This window comes from Modestobacter sp. Leaf380 (assembly GCF_001424485.1).
Taxonomy (GTDB): domain Bacteria; phylum Actinomycetota; class Actinomycetes; order Mycobacteriales; family Geodermatophilaceae; genus Klenkia.
Window position 1 is genome coordinate 38,397 of the sequence record NZ_LMQC01000004.1, and the last position, 22,337, is coordinate 60,733.

Below are 22,337 nucleotides of genomic sequence, written 5' to 3' on the forward strand. Positions count from 1 at the left end.
CCGAGGGGCGACGGGGGTCCCCGGCGGGGGTCAGTCCTCGTAGCCGTCGACGGGGGCCGGCACCGTCGCGACCGCGTCGGGGTCCAGCACCGGCTCGGGGTACCCCAGCGTGGGGTGCTCCCGCGACGGTGCGTACGTGCCGACGACCTCGACCCAGTCGTCGGCGGACCGCCCGGCCAGCAGCTCGTCGGCGTCGGGGCCCTCGAGCACGACCCGCACGGCCAGTGCGTCCGCGGCGCAGCAGGCGATCCGGATGCGGGTGACGTACCAGCCGCCACCGTCGCGCGGGGACAGGAAACCGACCAGCCGGATCCGACGGTCGCGCAGCGGCGCGGTGTCCGACTGCTGGGTGCGCACCGAGTAGCCGGCCAGCGTCATCGTGCGCCAGGACTCCCCCGGGTCGTCGGGTCCGATGCCCAGCGGCACGTCCCCCGGCGGCGGCGCGGACACCGGGGCGGTCTGCCGCTGCGCGGTGAAGGCGCCCAGCGGCCCGGGTGCGACCACGAGCAGCACCGCGACCGGGGCCAGCAGCAGCCAGGCCACCCGCGGCCCGCCGTGCTCGTGCGCCTGCCCGGGCCCGGCGTCGCGGCCGGGGCGGTCCCGCACCAGCCCGAGCAGCCCCACCGCGAGGACGACGGCCCCGGCGGCGACCAGCAGCGGCCGGAACCCGGCCTGCACGTACGCCAGGTAAGCCTCGGACAGCGAGACGCGCAGCGTCACCCCGCCCAGCAGCACCAGCAGCAGGTGCTGGGCCAGCCGGCTCACAGCAGCCACCAGCCCACGAGCGACCCCGCGGCGATCGCCACGACCAGGGTGACCGGGGCGAACCGGACGGCGAACCGGCTGCCGAAGGTGCCCGCCTGCAGCGCGATCAGCTTGACGTCGACGGCCGGGCCGACGACGAGGAAGACCAGCCGCGCGGTGAGGGAGAACGAGGTGAGCCCGGCCGCGACGAACGCGTCGGCCTCCGAGCAGATGGCCAGCACCACGGCCAGCGCGGCCAGCACCAGCACCGCGAGCACCGGCTCGGCGGCCACGGCGTCCAGCCACTCCCGGGGGACGACGACGTTCAGCGTGGCGGCGGTGAGGCCCCCGACGACCAGGTAGCCACCGGCGTGCACCAGGTCGTGCTGCACCGCGCCGAGGAACGCGGCCGCCCGGTGGCCGCCGGCCTCGTGCACCGAGCGGGCCGGCATGCGCAGCCACTCCCCCCGGCCGAACGCCGACCACAGCCAGCCCATGGTCACCGCGACCGCCATCGAGGCCAGGAACCGGGCCAGCACCATCTCCGGGTCCCCGGGGAAGGCGACCGCGGTGGCGACCAGCACGACGGGGTTGACCGCGGGCGCCGACAGCAGGAAGGCCAGCGCGGCAGCCGGGGTCACGCCGCGGCGGACGAGGCTGCCGGCCACCGGCACCGAGGCGCACTCGCACCCGGGCAGCACCAGCCCGGCGGCACCGGCGACCGGGACGGCCAGCGCCGGGCGGCGCGGGAGCGCCCGGGCGAAGAACGAGGGTGGCACCAGCGTGCCGATCGCCGCGGACAGCCCGACGCCCAGCACGAGGAAGGGCAGCGCCTGCAGGCAGACCGCCACGAACACCGTCGCCCAGGCGCGCAGGGCCGGTGCGTCGAAGGCGCCGGGCAGCAGGAACCGGGCGGCGACGACGGCCAGCAGGGCCACCACCAGCACGTCGGTCGACCGGGTGCCTCCACCGCGGCCCCGGTCCAGGCCACTCCCCCGGGACGGACGGAGCCCGAGGTCGGGCGGACCGGACACGGCACCCACCCCCCTCGGTGAACATGGTTCCCACTACCGTTGTCGCGCACACTGTCGCACGACCCACCCCCTGAACGAGGAGCTCCCGTTGGCCGAGTCGAAGAAGTCCCGCACCTCCGGCGCCGGGTCCCTGCTGCGCAAGGCCGTCGGCACCGTGGCCACCGGCGTCGTCGGCGTCCTGGTCGTCCGCGCCGCCGAGCGCGGCGAGTCCGGCAGCCTGCCGAAGAAGGCCGCTGTCGGCGCCACCAAGCTGGGCATCCTGGGTGCCCGCCGGGCCGAGACCGCGGTGGAGAAGGCCCGCCTGGCCGCCGGCGACGTCCGCGCGCAGGCCTACGCCGACCTGGGCGAGCAGGCCCCGCCGCCGGCCGACCGGGCCGCCGGGCACGACCACAGCCACTGATGGCCCGCCGCACCCCGGTCCCCGCCGTCGTCCTGAGGTCAGCCACCCCGGAGCCGCCCCCGCCGACCCCCGCACAGGCACCCGCCCCGCGCGTCGTCAGCGACGTCGCCGGCCGGGTCCGGCTGCACGCCCCGTGGCTCACCGGCTCGCCGTCCCGCGCGGTGCTGGTCGAGGACGCCCTGGACGAGCTCCCCGGGGTGCTCGCGGCGCAGGCCCACCCGGTCACCGGCCACGTGCTGGTCTGGCTGGACGCCGACGCCCACCGCGCCGACGTGCTCGCCGCCGTCTCGGCCGTCGCCGACCGGCCCGCGGACGCCGTCGTCGCCCGCCGCCCGCGCTCGGCCGACGTGACCAACGGCGAGCTGCTGCGCATCGGCGTGGGCGGTGCCACACTGCTGCTGCTCGGCGTCCGCCGCTACGGGCTGGGCCGCCCGCCCGTGCTGTCCGGGCAGAGCCGGTTCGCCGCCAGCGTGGTCACCCTCTTCACCGGCTACCCGTTCCTCAAGGGCGCCGTCGGCGCGCTCACCGGCAAGCGCACCGCGGGCACCGACGCGCTGGTCACCGCCGCCACCGTGGCCAGCCTGCTGCTGCGCGAGAACGTCGTGGCACTCACCGTGCTGTGGCTGCTCAACATCGGGGAGTGGCTGCAGGACCTCACCCTGCGCCGCACCCGCAACGCGATCTCCGCCCTGCTGGCCGGCACCGAGTCCACCGCGTGGGTCCTGGTGGGCGACAGCACGTCTGCCGTGGAGCAGCAGGTCGACCTGGCCCGGCTCCGCGTCGGGGACCTGGTCGTCGTCCACGAGCAGGCCACCATCGCCGTGGACGGCGAGGTCGTCGAGGGCGACGGCGTCGTCGACCAGGCCGCCATCACCGGCGAGCCGCTGCCGGTCGCGGTCACCGCCGGGTCCACCGTGCACGCCGGGTCGGTGAACCTGCGCGGCCGGATCGTCGTGCGCGCCTCGGCCACCGGCTCGGACACCGCGATCGGCCGGATCATCGCCCGGGTCGAGCAGGCCACCGACGACCGCGCCCCGATCCAGACCGTGGGCGACGAGTTCTCCCGCCGGTTCGTGCCGGCGTCCTTCGCGCTGGCGGCCCTCACCTGGCTGGTCACGCGCGACGTCCGCCGGGCGATGACCATGCTGCTGGTGGCCTGCCCCTGCGCGGTCGGGCTCTCCACCCCGACCGCGGTGAGCGCCGCCATCGGCAACGGCGCCTCCCGCGGCGTGCTGATCAAGGGCGGCGCGCACCTGGAGGCGGCCGGCCGGATCGACGCCGTGGTGTTCGACAAGACCGGGACGCTGACCGTGGGACGCCCCGTCGTCACCAACGTGGTGTCCTTCTCCCCCGACTGGGAGCCCGAGCAGGTCCTGGGCTACGCGGCCAGCTCGGAGATCCACTCCCGGCACCCGCTGGCCCAGGCGGTCATCCGCTCCACCGAGGAGCGGCACGTCTTCATCCCCCCGCACGAGGAGTGCGAGGTCCTGCTGGGCCTGGGGATGCGCACCCAGGCCGACGGCCGCGTGCTGCTGCTGGGCAGCGAGGCGCTGATGGCCGCCGAGGGCGTGGCGGTCGGCGAGGAGGCGCTGGGCTGGCTGGCCACCCTGCGCGGACGGACCGAGACCCCGCTGCTGCTGGCCGTCGACGGCGAGCTCGTGGGGCTGGTGAGCCTGCTCGACGAGGTCCGCGAGGAAGCCGCCGAGGTGCTGGCGACGCTGCGGGCCACCGGGGTGCGCCGGATCGTCATGCTGACCGGGGACCACGCGGCCAGCGCGGCCGCCGTGGCCGAGCGCCTGGGCATCACCGAGTGGCGCGCGGAGGTCCTGCCCGAGGACAAGCAGGACGTGGTCACCGCGCTGCAGGCCGAGGGGTACACGGTCGCGGTGGTCGGCGACGGCACCAACGACGCCCCCGCCCTGGCCGCGGCCGACATCGGCATCGCGATGGGCGTCTCGGGCACCGACGTCGCCGTCGAGACCGCCGACGTCGCCCTGGTCGGGGACGACCTGCGGCACCTGCTGGACCTGCGCGACCTGGGCGGCGCGACCCTGGGGATCGTGCGGCAGAACTACGGGCTGTCCATCGCGGTCAACGGCGTCGGGCTGGTCGTCGCCGGGGCCGGGGCGCTGTCCCCGGTGCTGGCCGCGGTGCTGCACAACGCCAGCTCGGTGGCCGTGGCGGTCAACTCCGCCCGCCTCGTCCGCCACCGCGGCACCCCCCGCTGACCCCCGAGGCAAAGGAAGCTCCACACCCCCCGGTGAGCCCGATGGGGGGTGTGGAGCTTCCTTCGCCTGCACCTGGGTACGCGGGTCAGCGGCCCTTCGAGGGGTAGGGCAGCAGGGCCATCTCGCGGGCGTTCTTGATCGCCCGGGCGACGTCGCGGTGCGCCTTGGGGTCCAGGCCGGTGACCCGGCGGGCACGGATCTTGCCGCGGTCGGAGACGAAGGTGCGCAGGAACTGCACGTCCTTCCAGTCGACCGGACCGTCCAACCGCCGGCGCTTCCTCGGCCGCGGCGGGCGCGGGGCCGGGGTCACCAGCTGCTCTTGGTGATGCCGGGGAGCTGGCCGTCGTGGGCCATCTCCCGGAACCGGATGCGGGACAGCCCGAACGCCCGCAGGTGCCCGCGCGGGCGGCCGTCGACGGCGTCCCGGTTGCGCACCCGGGTGGCGCTGGCGTCGCGGGGCATCCGCTGCAGGGCCGCCTGGGCGGCGGCGCGTTCGACGTCGGTGCCGGTGCGGACGACCTGCTTCAACGCGGCGCGGCGCTCGGCGTACCGGGCGACGACGAGCCGGCGCCGGTCGTTCGCGGCGACCTTCGAGGCCTTGGCCATGTCAGCGGTCCTCCTTGAACTCGACGTGCCGGCGCACGACCGGGTCGTACTTGCGCAGCACCAGCCGGTCGGGGTCGTTGCGGCGGTTCTTGCGGGTCACGTACGTGTAGCCCGTCCCGGCGGTGGACTTGAGCTTGATCACCGGCCGGACGTCGGTGGCCCGGGCCATCAGACCCGCCCGCCGGTGAGCGAGCGCTCGCGCTTCACCCGGGCCCAGACGGACTCGATGCCCTGGACGTCGATGGTCTTGATGCCTCGGGTGGACACGGTGAGCCGGACGAACCGGTTCTCGCTGGGCACCCAGAAGCGCTTGCGTTGCAGGTTGGGGTCGAAGCGGCGGTTGGTCCGCCGGTGGGAGTGGCTCACGGCCTTGCCGAAGGTGGGACGGCGGCCGGTCACCTCGCAGAAGGTGGTCATGGCGGACCACCCTAGATGACAATGGTTCCCGTCTTCATCTAGGGTCTGGGCATGCCCACTCCCCTCGTCCTCGTCACCGGCGTGCACCGCGCGCTGAGCGCCCGGGCCGCGGCCGACCTGCTCACCCCGGGCTCCGTGCTCGTGCACCACGACGTCGGCCGGCTCGACCAGGGCGTCGTCGTCCGCACCGTGCAGGCCGCCGGCGCCCCCGCCGAGACCACCGCCCTCGAACTCGCCCACGGCTGCCTGTCCTGCACGCTGCGCCTGGACGTCCTCCCGCTGCTGCACACCCTGGGCACCCGCCCCGACGTCGCCCGCGTCGTCCTCCAGCTCGACCCGGCCCTGGAGCCCGAGCACCTGTGCTGGTCCCTCGGCCACCTGCCACTCGACGACGGCGGCACCGCCTCCGACGCGGTCACCGTCGAAGCCGTCGTCGCGGTGCTGGAGCAGGCGACCTGGCTCGAGGACGTCACCGGTGAGGACACGATGGCCGACCGCGGGCTGGCCGCCACCGCCGACGACGAGCGGACCCTGGCCCAGGTCGCCCTCGGCCAGGTCGGGATGGCCGACGTCGTCCTGCTGGCCGGGCCGCCGGTCGACGACTGGACCGCCGTCCGGCTGCACGCGGTGCTGGAGCGCTGGGTGCCGGCCGCCCGGCTCGGGTCGATCGAGCACTGGACCCCCGAGCGGGTCCTCGCCGGCCTGGACGGCTCCGCCCGACGCGGCCGACCGCACTCCCCGCACGCCCCGCTGCTGGCCGGGCAGCCCCGCCTGGACACCGACGCCGGGGTGCAGCTGGTCCGCTTCACCGCCGCGCGCCCGTTCCACCCCGAACGCCTGCACGAGGCCTTCGACGTGCTGCTGGACGGCGTCGTGGGCAGCCGTGGCCGGCTGTGGCTGGCCACCCAGGGCGAGCGTGCCGTGTGGCTGGAGTCCGCCGGCGGCGGCCTGCAGGTCGGGGACGCCGGCCCGTGGCTGGCCACCCTGGGCGACGACGCCGAGCTGTGGGCCCAGGTGGACCCGGAGCGGCGGGCCGCGGCCGCGCTGCGCTGGGACCCGGTGCACGGCGACCGGGACGCCGCCCTCGTCGTGCTGGTGCACCGGCAGTCCCCCGACGTCGTCACCGACGCGCTGCGGGACGCCCTGCTCACCGACGCCGAGTTCGCCGCCGGCCCGGAGCTGTGGGCCACCTTCCCCGACCCGTTCGGCGACTGGCACGCCGACCCCTGCGAGGACAGCACCCCCGCCCCCGACCCCCGCAGCAGCACCCACCCCGAGGAGAACCGATGAGAGACGGCATCCACCCCACCTACCGGACGGTGGCCTTCCGCGACACCGCCACCGGCACGGTCTTCCGCACCCGCTCGACGATCGCCGGCGGGCAGACCGGCGGGCAGACCGGCGGGCAGACCGGCGGGCAGACCATCGAGCTGGACGGCGAGACCCTGCCCGTGGTCACCGTGGACACCAGCAGCGCCTCGCACCCGTTCTGGACCGGCAGCGCCCGGGTCCTGGACACCGCCGGCCGGGTGGAGAAGTTCCACGCGAAGTACGGACGGCGCGGCTGATGGCGGTCCCCAAGCGCCGGACGTCGAGGTCGAACACCCGGCACCGCCGCGCGCGGTGGAAGGCCACCCCGCCGCAGCTGGTGCCCGTGGTGGTCGACGGCGTCCGCCACCTGGTCCCGCGTCGCCTGGTCCGGGCCGCCCAGCGGGGCCTCCTGACCCTGGACTGACCCTGGGCTGCCCGGCCCGACGACCCCCTGCCGAGGCTGGAGCCGGGCGGGGCGGAGGTGGCAGGGTGTCGCCATGAGCACCCCGGCCGGCATCGACACCTCCGTCCCGCCCAGCGGCCCCGGCTGCGTCGAGTGCGAGGCCACCTCGTCCTGGTGGTTCCACCTGCGCCGCTGCGCGCAGTGCGGGCACGTCGGCTGCTGCGACGACTCGTTGAACAGGCACGCCACCGCGCACGCCGAGCAGACCGGGCACCCGGTCATCCAGAGCTTCGAGCCGGGCGAGGACTGGTTCTACGACTTCGGCACCGGTGGCGGGTTCGTCGGCCCGGAGCTGGCCGCGCCCACCAGCCACCCGGAGGAGCAGTCCGTCCCCGGCCCGGCCGACCGGGTGCCCGCCGACTGGGTCCGCCGCCTCGGCGGCTGACCCACCCGGGCGCCGGCTACTCCGGCAGCCGCTCCGCCAACCGCCGCAGGTCGGCCTCGGTGGCCGGCTCCAGCGGCAGGTGCGGCAGCACTCCGAGCACCTCCTCGCGCGCCAGTCCCTCCTCCACGAGGGCGTCCAGCACCCGGTCGACGTGGGTGGGCGGCACCGGCGTGGGCAGCCCCTCCAGCGCGACGGTGGCCAGGAAGACCGCGCCGGCCAGGTCCTCGGTGCGGGGCGCCGGGGCGGGCGGGCGCGGCGCGGCCTCCCGGGTCAGTGCCTCGGCGGCGCGCACCAGCGACAGCGGCACCCCCTCGGCCTCCACGAGCGCCAGGGAGGTGTCGCCGATCGCGGCGAGCACCAGGTGCTCGGCGTCGATGCGCAGCGGGGCCTCCCACTCCCCCGCCCGGACCACCGCGGCGGCATCGGCCGGGTCCTCGCCCACCTCGTCGGCCAGCTCGGCCCAGGCGGCGGGCCGGGTCCGCCGCAGCCGCTCGCCGGCGCGCACGCAGGTCTCCAGCACGAAGGGCTCCAGGACGGCGACGTCGAACCGGTCGGCGTGGAGCACGCCCTCGGCGTCGACCATGTTCAGCGCGTCCCGGAAGCTGCCCGGCCGGGCGTCGCCCAGGTCGAGCCGGCCACCCTCCTCGTCGGCGAGGGGCTGGCCGTTCTCGGCCCGCACCCCGACGGTGGTCCCGCTGGCCACGAGCCGCCCGCGCCGGCGCAGGTGGTGCGGCCGGTCGCTGGTGCCCACCGCCCAGGCGCAGGCCTCGGCGATCAGCTCGGCCCCGCGCTCACGGAGGACCTCGCGGGTCAGCAGCGCCATCTCGTCGATCTCGAACACGCCCCCACTGTCCTCCCGGGGGCGCGCCCGCGCACTCAGCCCAGCAGCGTCCGGCGCAGCTCGGCGGCGTCGGTGCGGACCTGGGTGAGCATCGGGCGCAGGTCGACCTCGCTGACCCGGCCACCGGTCAGCCGCTCGATCCGCTCGACCTGGTGGCCGTCGCGGGTCAGCCGACCGGTGATCTCCAGGGCGCCGCGCAGCAGGCCCCCGGGGGCGGAGGCCAGGTCGTCGACCTGGGACACCGGGTCGACCAGCGCACCGGGGAAGGCCCAGCTGCGCATGGCCAGTGCGGTCAGCCCGAGCGCGTCGGTGCCGTAGCGCTGGGTCTCGGCGACCCGGCGGGCGGCCGGGGTGGGCCCGGCCTCCCGGACGGCGTCGTACCCGGCCCGGTCGTGGTGGTGCAGCAGGGCGACGCCGAGCTGGGCCAGCAGCCCGACGCACACCGCGTCCTGCGGCCGGCTGCCCAGCCGCGGGGCCAGGGCGGAGGCGGCCAGCGCCAGGTGCGTGCTGACGGTCCAGTAGTCCTCGGGCAGCTGCGACTCGTCGCGGGTGTCGGTCAGGGCGACGGTGGCCATCGAGCGGACGACGGAGAACCCGACGACGGCGATCGCGAACTGCAGCGACCCCACGCGCCCGCGCATCCCGTAGTAGGCGGAGTTCGCCAGCTTGAGCACCCGACCGGACAGCGCCGGGTCGGCGGCGAGCAGGCGGGCCACGTCGCGCGCCCCGGCGTCGGACCCCTCGGTGAGGGCGACGATCTGGGCGGCGATGGGGCGCTGGGCGGCCATCGTCTCGATGCTGGCCAGCACGTCGTCCAGCGGGGATCCGCCGACGGTGACCGGCTGTCCGGTGCCGTCCCCGTCACCGTGCTCGTGCTCGCCGGGCGGGAGGTCCTCGACCTCCGGCTCGTGCCCGAGCAGCAGCTCCCTCACGACGTCACCCCGTCCACGACGAACTCCTCGGTCTCTGGTGCGCGCCGGGCCACGGGGACCACGGTCGGGCTGCTGGCGGTCGCGCTGATGACGGTGGGGCTCGTGGCGGCGGCGCGGGCGGCCTGGGCGGCGAACCACGCGGTGGTGTCGGCGGCGTCCATCGGGGTGGCGATGCCGAAGCCCTGCAGGTGGGTGGCTCCCAGGGCGCCGAGCGCACGGGCCTGCTCCTCGGTCTCCACGCCCTCGGCGGTGGACTCCAGCCCGAGGCTGGCGGCCAGCGCGACGACGGCGGAGGTGATCTGGGGCCGCCCGTCGGCCAGCTCGGCGACGAAGGAGCGGTCGACCTTGAGGCAGTCCACCGGCAGGTGCCGGAGGGTGGCCAGCGAGGACCAGCCGGTGCCGAAGTCGTCGACGGCGATCCGCACGCCCAGCGCGCGCAGCTCGCCGAGCACCCGGGCGGCCCGCTCGGGGTGGCGGACCAGCGCGGACTCGGTGATCTCCACGCACAGCCGGTCGGCACCCACGCCGTGCCGCTGCAGCGCCGAGGCCACCTGCGCCGGGAGGTGCTCGTCCAGCTGCAGGGCCGAGACGTTGACGTTGACCACCCGCGGGGCGGCCGGGCCGAGCTCGGCGTCCCAGCGGGCGACCTGCGCGCAGGACCCCTCCAGGACCACGGTGCCCAGCGCGTCGACCAGGCCGCTCTCCTCGGCCAGGGCCACGAAGACCTGCGGGCCGATGGGGCCCCGGGTCGGGTGCGTCCACCGGGCCAACGCCTCGACCCCCACCGGACGGCGGGAGACGGTCTCCACCACGGGCTGGAAGGCCAGCCGCAGGCCGCCGTCCTCGATGGCGGACCGCAGGTCGGCGACCAGGCGCAGCTTGTCCCGCGCCTGCGCCCGGGAGTCCTGGTCCAGCACGCTGACCCGGCCCTTGCCGTCGGCCTTGGCCTGGTACATGGCGATGTCGCAGTCGCGGACCAGCTCGTCGGCGGTCACGTGCTCGTCGGTCTGCACGGTGACCCCCACGCTGACCCGCACGCTGACGCTCACCCCGCCCAGCTGGACGGGGCGGGCCAGCTCGGCGCCGATCCGCCCGGCCAGGGCCACGGCGTCGTCCTCGGAGACCCGCTCGCAGACGACCACGAACTCGTCGCCGCCGAACCGGACCACCAGGTCCGAGGGGCGGACGACGGAGCGCAGCCGGGTGGCGACCTGGACCAGCAGCTGGTCGCCGGCGGCGTGCCCGAGGGAGTCGTTGACCACCTTGAAGTCGTCGACGTCGAGGAACAGGCAGGCCAGCCCGCGGCCGCCGGGGACGAAGCGGTCCGCGACGTAATCGGCCAGCCGGGTGCGGTTGGGCAGGCCGGTCAGCGGGTCGTGGTGGGCCAGGTGGGCCAGCTGCGCCTCGAACTCCAGCCGTTCGGTGACGTCCTCGATGGTGCCGACGAAGCCCCCGGCGCCGCCGGGGGCCTCCAGCGGGGCGAAGCGGGCGACGGTGCTGCGGACCGCACCGTCGGCGCGGACCATCCGCACCCGGACCTCCACGGCGCCACCGGTGAGCACCTCGGCGGCCCGGTCGACGAGCTCCTCGACGTCGTCGGGGTGCACGTCGGCCAGCCAGCCGGTGCCCAGCAGCTGCTCGGCCTGACGGCCGGTGAGCCGGCAGAACGCGTCGTTGACGTGCGCCAGTCGCATGCCGTGGTCGGAGAGCAGGGTCGGCACCGGGGACCGCTCGGTCAGCGTGCTGAATCGGCGTTCGTGCGCGGCGGCGGTGTCGGCCAGGACCCGTTCGGCGTCGGTGGCCCCGGCCTGGAACCGGAGGGCCCAGACGCCGGGGTCGGTGGAGGGCGTGGCGAGCACGACGGCCTCGACGAGCGCACCGGTGACGGTGCGCACCGGGAGCGGCAGGCAGGAGGCGCGCTCGGCGCGCAGCAGCCCGGCGGGCAGGTCGGGCAGGAAGGCGGAGAGCGGGCGTCCGGGGACGTCGCTGAGGGCGTAGCCCAGCAGGCGCTCGACCCCCGCGCTGCCCCAGGTCACGACCGGGACGCCGGGTCCCGAGGCGTCGACCACCAGCACCGCGGCGCCGTCGGTGACGGCGACCGAGTGGAAGACCGCGGTCACCACGGGCGTGGGGACGGCGGCCCAGGCGGGACGCAGCGCGGACGGGGACACGCCGTCTTCTCGGCCTGCCCGGGGCCAGGCTGGAGCCCAGCCGGGCCGGCTCACCCGTGCGGGTGGGACGGCCGGCGTCCTACGGTGGCCGCATGCGCACCCCCGCGGGCCGGCCCTGATGGACCTCCAGCTGCGCGGGAGGCGCGCCCTGGTCACCGGCGCGAGCCGGGGCATCGGCCGCGCGGTCGCCGAGCGGCTGGCCGAGGAGGGCTCCGACGTGGCCCTCCTCGCCCGGGACGCCGACGCGCTGGCCGCGGTCGCCGCGGAGCTCTCGCGGTACGGCACCCGGGTGGTCGTGGTCGCCGCCGACACCACCGACGACGCCGCGGTCCGGGCCGCCGTCGCCGAGGTGGTGACCCAGTTGGGCGGGGTCGACGTGCTGGTCAACGCGGCCGCCCGGCCGGCCAGCTCGGGACCGGTCCCCACGCTGGCCGACCTGACCGACGACGCGCTGCGGGCCGAGGTCGAGACCAAGGTGCTGGGCTACCTGCGCTGCGCCCGCGCCGTCGCCCCGCACATGACCGCGCAGGGCTGGGGCCGGATCGTCAACGTCAGCGGGCTCAACGCCCGGCGGACCGGCTCGCTGGTCGGCACGGTGCGCAACGTGGCCGTCGCCGCGATGACGGCGAACCTGGCCGAGGAGCTGGGCCCGCACGGGGTCAACGTCACCGTCGTGCACCCCGGGACCACCGTCACCGAGCGCACCCCGGGCGTGGTCGCGGCCCGCGCTGCCGCGGCCGGCACCAGCGAGACCGAGGCCGAGGCGGCGATGGCCGCCGACGTCCGCATCGGCCGGCTGGTCACCGCCGCCGAGGTCGCCGACGTCGTCACGTTCCTGTGCTCCCCGCGCAGCGTCGCCGTCACCGGGGACGCCGTCGCCGCCGGCGGCGGGCAGCGCGGGGTCGTCCACTACTGAGCGCTCAGCTGCGCAGCGCGGCCTCCAGCGCGGAGACGTCGATCCGCACCATCGGCATCAGCGCGGCGAACCCGGCCGCTGCCTGGGCCGGCGTGGCGGTCCGCAGCGCGGCGGCCCAGGACCGCGGCACCACCTGCCAGGACACCCCGAAGCGGTCCTTCAGCCAGCCGCACTGCACCGGCGTGCCGCCCCCGGCGAGCAGCCCGTCCCAGACCCGGTCCAGCTCGGCCTGGTCGGCGACGAGGACCTGCAGGGAGACGGCGTCGTTGAACGCGTCGTGCGGGCCGCCGTTGAGCGCGGTGTACCGGCTGCCTGCGACGGTGAACTCCACGGTCAGCACGCTGCCCTCCTCCCCGGGGGCGCCGGCGGGGTACCGGGTCACCTCGAGCACCTCGCTGTCGGGGAACAGCCCGGTGTAGAGGGCGACGGCCGCCTCGGCGTCGTCGGTGAACCACAGGCAGGGCACGATCTCGGTCACGGGGTCTCCTCGGGGTCGGTGGGTCTGTCGGGGAGGACCGGCGCGGGCCCCGGGACTCACCGGCGGGCGGAGGTTACCGGCCAGTAGGAAGTGTGGGATCGTCGTCCCGACGCCCGCGCGGCACGGTCGCCGTGCGGGGAGAGAGATGAGGGTCGTCCATGCAGTTGCACCTGTCGCCCGAGGACCAGGCGTTCCGGGACGAGATGCGCACGTTCTTCACCACCCAGGTCCCGCAGTCCATCCGCGACGACGTCGCCGCGCACCGGGACGTGTCCAAGGAGGCCTACGTCGAGGCCCAGCGGGTGCTCAACGCCGCCGGTCTCGCCGTGCCGCACTGGCCCGCCGAGTGGGGCGGCCGGGACTGGACCCCGCTGCAGCGCCACATCTGGCGCGAGGAGATGCAGCTGGCCGCCGTCCCCGAGCCGCTGGCGTTCAACGCCTCGATGATCGGCCCGGTCATCGCGGCGTTCGGCAACCAGGAGCAGAAGGAGCGCTTCCTGCCGAAGACGGCGAACCTGGACATCTGGTGGTGCCAGGGCTTCTCCGAGCCCGACGCCGGCTCCGACCTCGCCAGCCTGCGCACCACCGCCGTCCGCGACGGCGACGACTGGGTCGTCAACGGCCAGAAGACCTGGACCACGCTGGGGCAGTACGCCGACTGGATCTTCTGCCTGGTCCGCACCGACCCGGGAGCGGAGAAGAAGCAGCGCGGCATCTCGATGCTGGTCTTCCCGATGGACACCCCCGGGGTCACCCTGCGCCCGATCGAGCTGCTGGACGGCGGCTTCGAGGTCAACGAGGTCTTCTTCGAAGACGTCCGGGTGCCCGCCGAGAACCTGATCGGCGAGGAGAACCGCGGCTGGGACTACGCCAAGTTCCTGCTGGGCAACGAGCGGGTCGGCATCGCCCGGGTCGGGGCCACCAAGCGCATGCTCGTCGACGCCAAGGCGCACGCCGCGGCGATCAGCCTGGGCGACCACACGCTGCTCGAGGACCCCTCCATGGCCCGGCGCATCGCCGAGCTGGAGAACGAGCTGCTGGCCCTGGAGCTCACCGCGCTCCGCGTGGTCGCCAACTCCACCGACGGCAAGCCGCACCCGGCGTCCTCGGTGCTCAAGCTGCGCGGCTCGGAGCTGCAGCAGGCCGCCACCGAGCTCATCGTGGACATCGCCGGACCGCTGTCGCTGGCCTCCTTCGCCGACGACGCCGACACCGACGTCCCCGAGTGGGCCCGCGTCGCCACGCCGGAGTACCTGAACTACCGCAAGGTCTCCATCTACGGCGGCTCGAACGAAGTACAGCGCACCATCATCGCCGGCTCGATCCTGGGGTTGTGACCTGACGTGGACTTCACCTTCGACACCGAACAGAACGCCCTCCGCGAGGCCGTCGCCGGCCTGCTGATGCGCGCCTACGGCGGCGACCAGCGCCGCACCGTCACCCGGGAGGACCCCGGTTTCGACGAGAAGACCTGGGCCCAGCTGGCCGAGATGGGCGTCCTCGGGCTGCCCTTCGCCGAGGCCGACGGCGGCATGGGCGCCGGCCAGGTCGAAGTGGCCCTGGTGGCCACCGAGATCGGCCGCGTGCTCGCGCCGGAGCCCTTCGTCGAGTCCGTCGTGCTCGCCGGTGGCCTGGTCGCCGCCGTCGGGACCGCGGAGCAGCGCGCCGCCCTGCTCGGTCCGCTCGCCGAGGGCGCCAGCGTGCTGGCCTTCGCCCACGCCGAGCCGGGCTCGCGCTGGACCGCCACCGCGGCCGGCGTCACCGCCTCTGCCGCCGGTGACGGCTGGACCCTCTCCGGGGTCAAGGAGCCGGTCCAGCACGGCGCCCGGGCCGACGTCCTCGTCGTGTCCGCTGCCGTCGACGGCGGCACCCGGCTCTTCGTCGTCCAGGGCGACGCCGAGGGCCTCACCCGCTCCGGCTACCGCACCCACGACGGCGGCCGCGCCGCCCGGGTCTCCTTCGACGGCACCCCCGCCCAGCTCCTCGGGGACGGCGACGCCGACCGCACCGCCGACGTCGAGCAGGCCCTGGCCCGCGCGACCGTGGCCTACGCCCACGAGGCGGTCGGGGCCATGGAGACGGCGCTGACCACCACCGCGGAGTACCTCAAGACCCGCAAGCAGTTCGGGGTCTCGCTGAACAAGTTCCAGGCGCTCACCTTCCGCGCCTCGGACATGTACGTGTCCCTGGAGCTGGTCCGCAGCACCGCGCTGTGGGCCACGATGGTCATCGACGCCGCCGACTCGACGCCCGCGCAGGTCGTCGACGCCGCCGACCGCGCCCGGCTGCAGACCAGCCGCGCCGGCCGGCACATCGGCAAGGAGGCCATCCAGCTGCACGGTGGCATCGGGGTGACCGCCGAGTACAAGGTCGGCCACTACACCTCCCGGCTCACCGCCATCGACCACCTGGTCGGCGACGGCGACTGGGCGGCCGCCCGGCTGGCCACCCGGGTCTCCGACCACGACACGGTCGAGGCCCTGCGCTGACCGGCCCGTACGACGACAGGCGGGGGGCCTGTCGTCGTACGGGCACTCAGGCGGTCTTGATCGCCGAGACGTCGAACTCGATCTGGATCCGGTCGCTGACCAGCACGCCGCCGGTCTCCAGGGCCGCGTTCCAGACCAGGCCCCACTCGCTGCGCTTGAGCGCCAGCGCGCCCTCGAAGCCGACCCGGACGTTGCCGAAGGGGTCCTGCGCCGACCCGGTGAGGGTGAACTCGATGTCGACCTCGCGGGTGGTGCCCTTGACGGTCAGGTCGCCGGTCACGTCGTAGACGTCGTCCTCGACCCGCTCGACGCCGGTGGAGACGAAGGTGATCTCGGGGAACTGCTCGACGTCCAGGAAGTCCGCCGAACGCAGGTGGGCGTCCCGGTCGGGCTGCTGGGTGTCCAGGCTGCCCGCGTCGATGCGCAGGGTCACCGAGCTGGACCCGGGGTCCCGGGTGTCCAGGTGCGCGGTGCCCTCGAAGTCGCCGAACGTGCCGCGCACGGTGGTGACCATGGCGTGGCGGGCCCGGAAGCCGATCCGGGTGTGCGCGACGTCGACGGTGTAGTCCCCGGACACGTCGTCCAGCGCGGACGTCGCGTCGTCGAAGTCGGTGACGGCGGACTCGCGCGCGCGGTGCTTGGCCACGGTGGACCGTCCTCCCAGAAGGTGTGCAACCACGCCATTGTGGCTGGTGGAGGACGGTCCCGCGCGTCCGGGTGCCGGTCATCCCCCGGCGAAGAGCTCCACGGCCGCCGCGCTGAACGCCGGGACGTCGTCGGGGTCGCGGCTGGTGACGAGGTTGCCGTCGCGGCACACCTCCTCGTCGACGACGGTCGCGCCGCCCCGCCGGAGGTCCCCGCGGATGCTCGGGTAGGACGTCAGCGTGCGCCCGGAGAGGGTCTCGGCCTCCAGCAGCGTCCACGGGGCGTGGCAGATCGCGGCGACGGGCTTGCCGGCGTCCATGAACGCCTTCACGAAGGCCAGCGCGTCGGGGTCCTGGCGCAGGGTGTCGGGGTTGACCGCACCACCGGGCAGCAGCAGACCGTCGTAGTCGTCGGCGGAGACCTCGCCCACCAGGGCGTGCACCGGGAAGGTCTCACCCGGGTGGATGTCGCCGTCCACGGACTGGACGGTGCCGTCGGTGACGCCGTCGGGGACCGACAGCAGGTGGGTGGTGGCCCCGGCGGCGTCCACGGCAGCGCGGGGCTCCACCAGCTCGATGCGCTCGACGCCCTTGGCGGCGAGCACGGCGATCGTCTTGCCAGTCAGTTCAGCCATGCCCCGGGGCATGCCCAGCAGAGCTCGGGAGGGAACCCGGGCTCAGTACCAGTTGACCGCCTGCGAGTGGCTCCACGCGCCACAGGGGCTGCCGTAGCGGTTCTCGATGTAGATCAGCCCGGCGTCGATCTGGCGGAAGCCGTTGTCGGTCTTGGCGATGCCGGTGCCGGCCCACGTCGAGTTCAGGAACTGCGGGATGCCGTACGCGGTGGAGGTGGGGTTCTGCGCGTCGGGGTTCCAGCCGGACTCCTTGCCCCATAGGTTCTCCAGGCAGGAGAACTGGCTGGCGTCCCCGCCGAGCTGGGCCATGGCGTAGTCGTGGAACTCGGCCGGGCCGGCGGCGGCCGCGGCGGCCTCCGCGTCGGCGGCGGCCTGGGCCAGCGCGGCGGCCTGTGCCTCGGCCTCGGCGCGGGCGGCGGCCTCGGCGGCAGCGGCGGCCTGGGCGTCCAGCACGGCCTGGTCGGCGGCGGACTGGGCCTGGGCGGCGGTGACCTCGTCGGCCTCGCGCTGGGCGCGGCTGGCCTGCAGGGAGCCCAGGTGCGCGCTGACCTCGGCCGGGCCGTCGGCGGCGGTCGCGGTGGCGTCGGTGAGCCCGAGCTGCTGGGCGACGCTCGCCGCCTGCGAGACCGTGGGGGTGGCGGCGTCGGCCTGCGCCTCCGCGGCCGGACCGCCGGTGAGCAGCACGTTGACCAGCACGCCACCGACAGCGGCGGCGGCCAGGTACACCGCGGCCCGGCGGGCCGGGGGACGACGGTGCCGGCCGCGCGCGACCGCGGCGACGGTCTGCTCGGCGGACTCGACCGTGGCGACGGTGGTGCCGTCGACGGGAGTCGGGGCGGAGCCGGTCCTCGGGGTGGGGACGTCGTCCGCGGGGAGGACCACCTCGGCGGCGGGGCTCTCGGGGACGGCGGGCAGTGCGGAGTGACGAGCGCTCATGCGGGTGGGGCGGGTCCTTGTCTTCCGTCGGCCGCCTACCGGGTTAGCTGACGGGTTCGGGCGGGAAGACTCCCTACCGTCCCGGCCGCTGACGCGGTCGGCACGGATTCACCCCAGTGCTGCGGTGGGTCCCCGGTTCGCCGGTGGTGCTCCGCCCGCGGTGGTGCTGCGGGCGGCCGTGCTGTGGCGACTCGGCGGCGTCCGGGTCGGTCCTCCCCGGGTGGGGACGGTGGTGCCGACCGGACCGGCCAACCGTACGAGGGCATGTGGAGTGCTGACAAGACAGCGCGTCCGGATTCACACACCTCGTGCAGCGTGTGGTGTGCCACACACCCAGAGCGACCGACCCGCCGCGCTCAGGGCAGCCGCCAGACCGCCGTCCGGCGGGCGACGTCGACCCCGCTGTCGGGCACCTCGTAGCCGGCGACCTCAATGAGGCCGTCGGGCAGCTGGGACCGGCCGGGGTCACCGACCAGGACGGTCGCCCCGCCGACCCAGGCGGTGAACAGCCACGGCCGCACCCGGTCGGCCATCCGCAGGTCGTAGAAGACGTCGCCGGCCAGCACGACGTCCACCGCCGGCAGGTCGCCCTCCCCCGGCTGCCCGTCGAGGACGTCGCCGACCGCCTCGACGACGGTCACCCCGTTGGCGGCGGCGTTGAGCGGGGTGACCGCGAGGGCGTACGGGTCGACGTCGCTGGCGAGCACCCGCGTGGCACCGGCCAGGGCCGCGGCGATGGCGACCAGCCCGCTGCCCGACCCCAGGTCCAGCACGGTGCGCCCGGCGACCAGACCGGGGGTGTCCAGCACGTACCGGGCCAGGCCCTGCCCGCCGACCCAGGCCGCGGCCCAGAACGGCGAGGCCTCCCCCGGTCCCGTCCCGCCGCTCTCGCGCTCGTCCTCCATGGCCTGCCACAGCACGGCGACGTCGTCGGCCAGGTGCAGCGCCACCTCGGGCACCAGCGGTGGGCGGACCAGACGGGTGTGCCGGGCGAAGAAGCCCGCGGGGACGGTCACCGGTGCATCCTCCCCGCCCGCACGGACCCCCTCGACAGTCACCGCTGACTGGTAGCGTCCGCGGCCGTGAGCACCCCGGGCACCCCCGACCTGACCGGCCGCACGATCGTGATGTCGGGAGGCAGCCGCGGCATCGGGCTGGCCATCCTGGTCGCCGCCGCCCGCCGCGGCGCGAACAGCGTGCTGCTGGCCAAGACCGACCAGCCCGACCCGCGGCTGCCCGGCACCGTGCACACCGCGGTGGAGGAGATCACCGAGGCCGGCCGGGAGACCGGGGCCCGGGCGGTGGCCGTGGTGGGCGACGTCCGCGAGGAGGCCGACGTGCAGCGCGCCGTCGCCACCGCGGTCGAGACCTTCGGCGGGCTCGACATCGTGGTCAACAACGCCAGCGCGCTGAACCTGACCCCCACCGCCGAGCTGTCGGCCAAGCGGTACGACCTCATGCAGCAGGTCAACAGCCGGGGCACCTGGCTGCTGACCAGGACGGCACTGCCGCACCTGGCCGCCTCCCCCGACGCCCAGGTGCTCACGCTGTCCCCGCCGATCGACCTGGCGCCGCAGTGGCTGGGCATGGCACCGGCCTACACGCTGAGCAAGTACGGGATGACCCTGCTGACCCTCGGGTTCGCCGCGGAGCTCGCCGGTCAGGGCGTGCGGGCCAACTGCCTGTGGCCCCGGACCACGATCGCCACCGCCGCCGTCGTCAACGTCATCGGCGGCGAGGAGCTGGCCAGCCGCTCGCGCGACCCCGAGGTCATGGGCGACGCCGCGGTCGCACTGCTCACCGACCCGTCCCGGCCGACCGGCCGCACGTTCGTCGACGACGACGTGCTGCGCGCGGCCGGGATCACCGACCTGTCGGTCTACGGCGGCGGCGACGACCCGCAGACCGACTGGTTCGTCGACCCGGCCTGACGCTGCCCGGCCCGGAGCTGCCCGCCGCCGCGGTCAGCGGCGGCGGCCGACCCGGCTGCGCATCGCGGTGTAGAGCGGGGTGAGCACGACCCCGTCCCCGGTGAGGCGCTCGCGCAGCACCCGGCGGTGCTTGAGCACCCCGACCAGCCCGATGGCCCAGAACAGGTACTGCACGCTGAACGCCGCCTTGAACGCCGACAGGTCGTAGTCGGTGGAGGCACCCGGGGTCATCGCGTCCAGCACGGCGCCGACCGCGAGCACGGTGAGCAGGGACGCCGCGAACCCGCCGATGTTGACCACGCCGGTGGCGCTGCCGAGCCGGGTGACCGGGTTCCAGGTGCGGGCGTAGTCGAAGCCGATCATCGAGCCCGGCCCGTTGGTGGCCAGCACGACGACGAGCACCACCAGCAGCCACAGCGGCGCCCGGCCGGGCCACAGCAGGACCACGGTCCACGCGGTCGTGGTCAGCCCGGCGATGCCGAAGACCAGCACCGAGCGGCGCAGCGGCCAGCGGCCGCACAGCTTGCCCAGCAGCGGGCCGACCAGCATGCCCACGACGACGAGCAGGGACAGCAGCCCCGCCGCGGTGCCGGTGGACAGGCCCTGCCCGAGCACCAGGAACGGGTACCCCCACAGCAGCGCGAAGACGGTGCCGGAGAACTGGGTGACCAGGTGGCTGTACAGCCCGATCCGGGTGCCGGACTCGCGCCAGGCGCCGGCCACGTTCTGCCGGATCTCGGCCCAGCCGGCGACCGGGGCGACCGGGGTCCCGGGCGGCGCGTCGGCCAGTGCCGCCACCACCAGGACCGCCACCAGCACCCCGATCGCGGCGGCGCCGAGGAACGTCGTCGTCCAGCTGGTGTGGTGCAGGGCCAGCACCAGCGGGTAGGCGGCCGCGATCTGGCCGAGCTGGCCCAGGATGCCGGTGAGCTGGGTGACGACCGGGACCACCGGCCCGCGGAACCAGAGGGTGACCACCCGCAGCACGCTGATGAAGGTCATCGCGTCCCCGGCGCCGACCAGCACCCGGGCCGCGACCGCCGTCGGGACGTCGGTGGCCACCGCCAGCAGCAGCTGCCCGGCGGCCATCGTGACCGCCCCGGCCGCGATGAGCGCCTTGGAACCGAAACGGTCCAGCAGCACGCCCACGGGCACCTGCAGGCCGGCGTAGACGACCAGCTGCAGCACCAGGAACAGGCTCACCGCGGAGGCCCCGGCCGAGAACCGCTCCTGGGCGTCGACGGCGGCGACGCCGAGGGAGGCGCGCTGGAAGACGGCGACCGTGTAGGCGGCCAGCCCCACCGCCCAGACGACGTAGGCGCGGCGAGGGGTCACGTACCTGGTCTACACCGCCCGGGCCTCCCGCATTCCCGGGCACGGCAGGATCACGGTCGTGCGCGAGGAACTGGGCCGGGTCGCGGGCCCGCACGGCGAGGTGGCGCTCTGGCGGCGGACCACCGAGGACGGCGCGACGGTGACCGAGCTCGTCGTGGACGGCGTCTTCGCGATGGACGACGTGGAGACCTCCACCGAGCGTGCGCTGGCCACCGAGGCGCTGGCCCGCATCGACGGCGCCGAGCTGGCCGTGCTGGTCGGTGGGCTGGGGCTGGGCTGGACCACGGCGACGGTGCTGGCGACCCCCGGCGTGGCCGAGGTGCTGGTCGTCGAGCTCGAGGACGCGCTCATCGGGTGGGCGGTCGAGGGGCTGCTCCCGGGCCTGCGGCGGGTGGGCGACCCGCGGTTGGAACTGGTCGCCGGCGACGTCGCCGCGGCGTTCAGCCCCGACCGGTTCGACGCCGTGCTGCTCGACGTCGACAACGGCCCGGACTTCCTGGTGCACGCCTCGAACGCCGGCCTGTACTCCCCCGCGGGTCTGGCCCGGGCGCTGGGCGCTGTCCGGCCCGGCGGGGTGCTGGCGGTCTGGTCGGCCGACCCGGCACCCACCCTGCTGCACCGGCTCGCCGCGCTGCCCGGGGCCGTGGACGCCGAGCAGCTGGTGCTGCCGGTGGAGCGGGAGGGCCGGGTCTTCGAGTACGCCCTGGTGTTGGTGCGCCGATCAGCGTAAACGTCACGCACATCTGGCGTTTGGACTCGGTCACCGGGGTCACTCAAGGGGTCATGACCTCTCCCAGTGACACCAACGAGACCCGCACCTTCGCCGACCTCGGCAAGGAGATGTGGTCCTACCTGACCGGCAAGGGCGCGGCGATCAACTACGAGTTCGTCGACATGACCGTCGAGGTGCCCCGCGAGATCGGTGCCGACGCCCCCCGCGCGACCTGGAAGCTCAACGGCACGCTGCGGATCACCACCGCGGAGGGCGTCTCGCAGGGATGACGGTCCCCTCCCGGTTCGACGTCCGGGCCGACCTCGTCCTGACGGTCGACGGCCGGCAGGCCCGGCTCACCGGGGACGGCACCGACCTGACGTTGACCTCGTCGGACCCGGTCGCGCTGTGGCGCTCGGCCGCCTCGGTGCCCTGGCCGGTGGGCGTGACCGTCGGCAGCGGTCCCCGTGCCCTCGGTGGGCTCGCCGGGGCGCTGGCCGACGCCGGTCTGCACCTCGACGTCACCGGGCCCGGCGGCCGGGTGGCCGAGCTGGGTCGCGGCGTGGACTCGGGGCTGGGTCGTGGGCTGACCGGCTCCCGTGCGGTGCGCTTCGGCTCCCCCCGCACGCTGGCCGCCACCGTCGTCCGGGAGCCCGTGCCGTGGCGTCCGGTCGTCCTGGCGCTGGCCGGTCTGCTCGTCCTGCGGGCGTTGCGCCGACGCTGACCCGG

Annotated in this window: 28 protein-coding genes and 1 riboswitch; of the genes, 13 read left to right on the forward strand and 15 right to left on the reverse strand. The window is 75.3% G+C overall.

From position 1 onward, the window contains the following. Positions 1 to 30: 30 nt before the first annotated feature. Together ASG41_RS05210 and ASG41_RS05215 are read right to left on the reverse strand one after the other, a co-directional pair. The gene (locus ASG41_RS05210) at positions 31 to 765 is read right to left on the reverse strand and encodes a TIGR03943 family protein (RefSeq protein ID WP_056290976.1); all 735 of its coding nucleotides are present in this window, start codon (positions 763 to 765) and stop codon (positions 31 to 33) included. Next, a complete protein-coding gene (locus tag ASG41_RS05215; RefSeq protein WP_200938735.1) occupies positions 762 to 1,778 on the reverse strand; it encodes a permease in 1,017 nt (338 codons plus the stop codon). Before ASG41_RS05215 ends, ASG41_RS05210 begins: the two co-directional genes overlap by 4 nt. An 88-nt stretch (positions 1,779 to 1,866) precedes the next feature. Here ASG41_RS05215 and ASG41_RS05220 point away from each other — a divergent pair, with 88 nt between their 5' ends. Together ASG41_RS05220 and ASG41_RS05225 are read left to right on the forward strand one after the other, a co-directional pair. Continuing rightward, complete coding sequence (locus ASG41_RS05220; protein ID WP_056290978.1) at positions 1,867 to 2,178, forward strand: DUF1490 family protein; 312 nt, start codon at positions 1,867 to 1,869, stop codon at positions 2,176 to 2,178. After that, positions 2,178 to 4,406, forward strand: coding sequence for a cation-translocating P-type ATPase (locus tag ASG41_RS05225; RefSeq protein ID WP_082556597.1), 2,229 nt, complete (start codon positions 2,178 to 2,180; stop codon positions 4,404 to 4,406). Before ASG41_RS05220 ends, ASG41_RS05225 begins: the two co-directional genes overlap by 1 nt. An 85-nt stretch (positions 4,407 to 4,491) precedes the next feature. Here the strand turns inward: ASG41_RS05225 and rpsR are convergent, their stop codons facing one another. Genes rpsR through rpmB form a run of 4 tightly spaced genes read right to left on the reverse strand, consistent with a single transcriptional unit; the run spans position 4,492 to position 5,429 of the window. Further along, positions 4,492 to 4,719: a 30S ribosomal protein S18 gene (gene rpsR, locus ASG41_RS05230; protein ID WP_369799980.1), complete on the reverse strand. Its 228-nt coding sequence runs from the start codon at positions 4,717 to 4,719 to the stop codon at positions 4,492 to 4,494. Continuing rightward, positions 4,713 to 5,012 (reverse strand): 30S ribosomal protein S14, encoded by a 300-nt coding sequence (gene rpsN, locus ASG41_RS05235; RefSeq protein WP_056290983.1) that lies wholly within the window; start codon positions 5,010 to 5,012, stop codon positions 4,713 to 4,715. Before rpsN ends, rpsR begins: the two co-directional genes overlap by 7 nt. 1 nt (position 5,013) lies before the next feature. Beyond that, a complete protein-coding gene (gene rpmG / locus ASG41_RS05240; protein ID WP_056290985.1) occupies positions 5,014 to 5,181 on the reverse strand; it encodes a 50S ribosomal protein L33 in 168 nt (55 codons plus the stop codon). Further along, complete coding sequence (gene rpmB / locus ASG41_RS05245) at positions 5,181 to 5,429, reverse strand: 50S ribosomal protein L28 (protein ID WP_056290987.1); 249 nt, start codon at positions 5,427 to 5,429, stop codon at positions 5,181 to 5,183. The genes rpmG and rpmB overlap by 1 nt, the downstream gene beginning before the upstream one ends. A 51-nt stretch (positions 5,430 to 5,480) precedes the next feature. On the opposite strand from rpmB, the gene mrf reads away from it, so the two are divergent. From mrf to ASG41_RS05265, 4 genes are all read left to right on the forward strand, one after another. Then, positions 5,481 to 6,719 carry a ribosome hibernation factor-recruiting GTPase MRF gene (gene mrf / locus ASG41_RS05250; protein WP_056290989.1) on the forward strand — a complete coding sequence of 413 codons (1,239 nt, stop codon included), beginning with the start codon at positions 5,481 to 5,483 and terminating at the stop codon, positions 6,717 to 6,719. Further along, positions 6,716 to 6,997, forward strand: a complete 282-nt coding sequence (locus tag ASG41_RS05255) for a type B 50S ribosomal protein L31 (RefSeq protein ID WP_056290990.1) — start codon at positions 6,716 to 6,718, stop codon at positions 6,995 to 6,997. Before mrf ends, ASG41_RS05255 begins: the two co-directional genes overlap by 4 nt. Then, the gene (gene rpmF, locus ASG41_RS05260; protein ID WP_056290992.1) at positions 6,997 to 7,164 is read left to right on the forward strand and encodes a 50S ribosomal protein L32; all 168 of its coding nucleotides are present in this window, start codon (positions 6,997 to 6,999) and stop codon (positions 7,162 to 7,164) included. Before ASG41_RS05255 ends, rpmF begins: the two co-directional genes overlap by 1 nt. Before the next feature lie 73 nt (positions 7,165 to 7,237). After that, a complete protein-coding gene (locus tag ASG41_RS05265) occupies positions 7,238 to 7,588 on the forward strand; it encodes a UBP-type zinc finger domain-containing protein (RefSeq protein ID WP_056290994.1) in 351 nt (116 codons plus the stop codon). 16 nt (positions 7,589 to 7,604) lie between these two features. Here ASG41_RS05265 and ASG41_RS05270 read toward each other — a convergent pair whose 3' ends face one another. From ASG41_RS05270 to ASG41_RS05280, 3 genes are read right to left on the reverse strand one after another with little or no spacing between them, the layout of a single operon-like run. Beyond that, on the reverse strand, positions 7,605 to 8,429 hold the full coding sequence (locus tag ASG41_RS05270) for a hypothetical protein (RefSeq protein WP_056290996.1): 825 nt from the start codon (positions 8,427 to 8,429) through the stop codon (positions 7,605 to 7,607). Between the two features lie 35 nt (positions 8,430 to 8,464). Continuing rightward, positions 8,465 to 9,361, reverse strand: coding sequence for an HDOD domain-containing protein (locus tag ASG41_RS05275; protein ID WP_235564508.1), 897 nt, complete (start codon positions 9,359 to 9,361; stop codon positions 8,465 to 8,467). Beyond that, entirely contained in the window at positions 9,358 to 11,532 is a 2,175-nt protein-coding gene (locus ASG41_RS05280) for a bifunctional diguanylate cyclase/phosphodiesterase (RefSeq protein WP_235564510.1), read from the reverse strand. Before ASG41_RS05280 ends, ASG41_RS05275 begins: the two co-directional genes overlap by 4 nt. A 118-nt stretch (positions 11,533 to 11,650) precedes the next feature. Here ASG41_RS05280 and ASG41_RS05285 point away from each other — a divergent pair, with 118 nt between their 5' ends. Next, entirely contained in the window at positions 11,651 to 12,448 is a 798-nt protein-coding gene (locus ASG41_RS05285) for an SDR family NAD(P)-dependent oxidoreductase (protein WP_056290998.1), read from the forward strand. 4 nt (positions 12,449 to 12,452) lie between these two features. On the opposite strand, the gene ASG41_RS05290 is transcribed toward ASG41_RS05285, so the two are convergent. Continuing rightward, positions 12,453 to 12,926 (reverse strand): VOC family protein, encoded by a 474-nt coding sequence (locus tag ASG41_RS05290; RefSeq protein WP_056291000.1) that lies wholly within the window; start codon positions 12,924 to 12,926, stop codon positions 12,453 to 12,455. 158 nt (positions 12,927 to 13,084) lie between these two features. Here ASG41_RS05290 and ASG41_RS05295 point away from each other — a divergent pair, with 158 nt between their 5' ends. Both ASG41_RS05295 and ASG41_RS05300 read left to right on the forward strand, forming a co-directional pair. After that, positions 13,085 to 14,263: an acyl-CoA dehydrogenase family protein gene (locus ASG41_RS05295; RefSeq protein ID WP_056291002.1), complete on the forward strand. Its 1,179-nt coding sequence runs from the start codon at positions 13,085 to 13,087 to the stop codon at positions 14,261 to 14,263. A 6-nt stretch (positions 14,264 to 14,269) separates the two neighbouring features. After that, the gene (locus ASG41_RS05300) at positions 14,270 to 15,415 is read left to right on the forward strand and encodes an acyl-CoA dehydrogenase family protein (RefSeq protein ID WP_056291004.1); all 1,146 of its coding nucleotides are present in this window, start codon (positions 14,270 to 14,272) and stop codon (positions 15,413 to 15,415) included. A gap of 46 nt (positions 15,416 to 15,461) precedes the next feature. Here ASG41_RS05300 and ASG41_RS05305 read toward each other — a convergent pair whose 3' ends face one another. From ASG41_RS05305 to ASG41_RS05320, 4 genes are all read right to left on the reverse strand, one after another. Continuing rightward, on the reverse strand, positions 15,462 to 16,061 hold the full coding sequence (locus tag ASG41_RS05305; RefSeq protein ID WP_056291006.1) for a YceI family protein: 600 nt from the start codon (positions 16,059 to 16,061) through the stop codon (positions 15,462 to 15,464). Positions 16,062 to 16,139: 78 nt separating this feature from the next. Further along, a complete protein-coding gene (locus tag ASG41_RS05310; RefSeq protein WP_200938736.1) occupies positions 16,140 to 16,694 on the reverse strand; it encodes a type 1 glutamine amidotransferase domain-containing protein in 555 nt (184 codons plus the stop codon). Between the two features lie 42 nt (positions 16,695 to 16,736). Then, complete coding sequence (locus tag ASG41_RS05315) at positions 16,737 to 17,630, reverse strand: lytic transglycosylase domain-containing protein (RefSeq protein WP_157519054.1); 894 nt, start codon at positions 17,628 to 17,630, stop codon at positions 16,737 to 16,739. 17 nt (positions 17,631 to 17,647) lie between these two features. Then, a riboswitch (cyclic di-AMP (ydaO/yuaA leader) is annotated at positions 17,648 to 17,786 on the reverse strand. A gap of 200 nt (positions 17,787 to 17,986) precedes the next feature. Next, positions 17,987 to 18,646 (reverse strand): methyltransferase, encoded by a 660-nt coding sequence (locus ASG41_RS05320; RefSeq protein WP_056291009.1) that lies wholly within the window; start codon positions 18,644 to 18,646, stop codon positions 17,987 to 17,989. A 66-nt stretch (positions 18,647 to 18,712) separates the two neighbouring features. Between ASG41_RS05320 and ASG41_RS05325 the strand changes: the two genes are divergently transcribed. Further along, positions 18,713 to 19,561: an NAD(P)-dependent oxidoreductase gene (locus tag ASG41_RS05325; protein ID WP_082556599.1), complete on the forward strand. Its 849-nt coding sequence runs from the start codon at positions 18,713 to 18,715 to the stop codon at positions 19,559 to 19,561. A gap of 33 nt (positions 19,562 to 19,594) precedes the next feature. On the opposite strand, the gene ASG41_RS05330 is transcribed toward ASG41_RS05325, so the two are convergent. Beyond that, a complete protein-coding gene (locus tag ASG41_RS05330; protein ID WP_056291011.1) occupies positions 19,595 to 20,896 on the reverse strand; it encodes a nitrate/nitrite transporter in 1,302 nt (433 codons plus the stop codon). Between the two features lie 58 nt (positions 20,897 to 20,954). Here ASG41_RS05330 and ASG41_RS05335 point away from each other — a divergent pair, with 58 nt between their 5' ends. From ASG41_RS05335 to ASG41_RS05345, 3 genes are read left to right on the forward strand one after another with little or no spacing between them, the layout of a single operon-like run. After that, positions 20,955 to 21,626, forward strand: coding sequence for a hypothetical protein (locus tag ASG41_RS05335; RefSeq protein ID WP_056291013.1), 672 nt, complete (start codon positions 20,955 to 20,957; stop codon positions 21,624 to 21,626). Between the two features lie 53 nt (positions 21,627 to 21,679). Then, positions 21,680 to 21,898: a hypothetical protein gene (locus tag ASG41_RS05340; protein WP_056291016.1), complete on the forward strand. Its 219-nt coding sequence runs from the start codon at positions 21,680 to 21,682 to the stop codon at positions 21,896 to 21,898. Further along, positions 21,895 to 22,332 carry a hypothetical protein gene (locus tag ASG41_RS05345; protein WP_056291018.1) on the forward strand — a complete coding sequence of 146 codons (438 nt, stop codon included), beginning with the start codon at positions 21,895 to 21,897 and terminating at the stop codon, positions 22,330 to 22,332. Before ASG41_RS05340 ends, ASG41_RS05345 begins: the two co-directional genes overlap by 4 nt. The last annotated feature ends 5 nt before the right edge of the window (positions 22,333 to 22,337 follow it).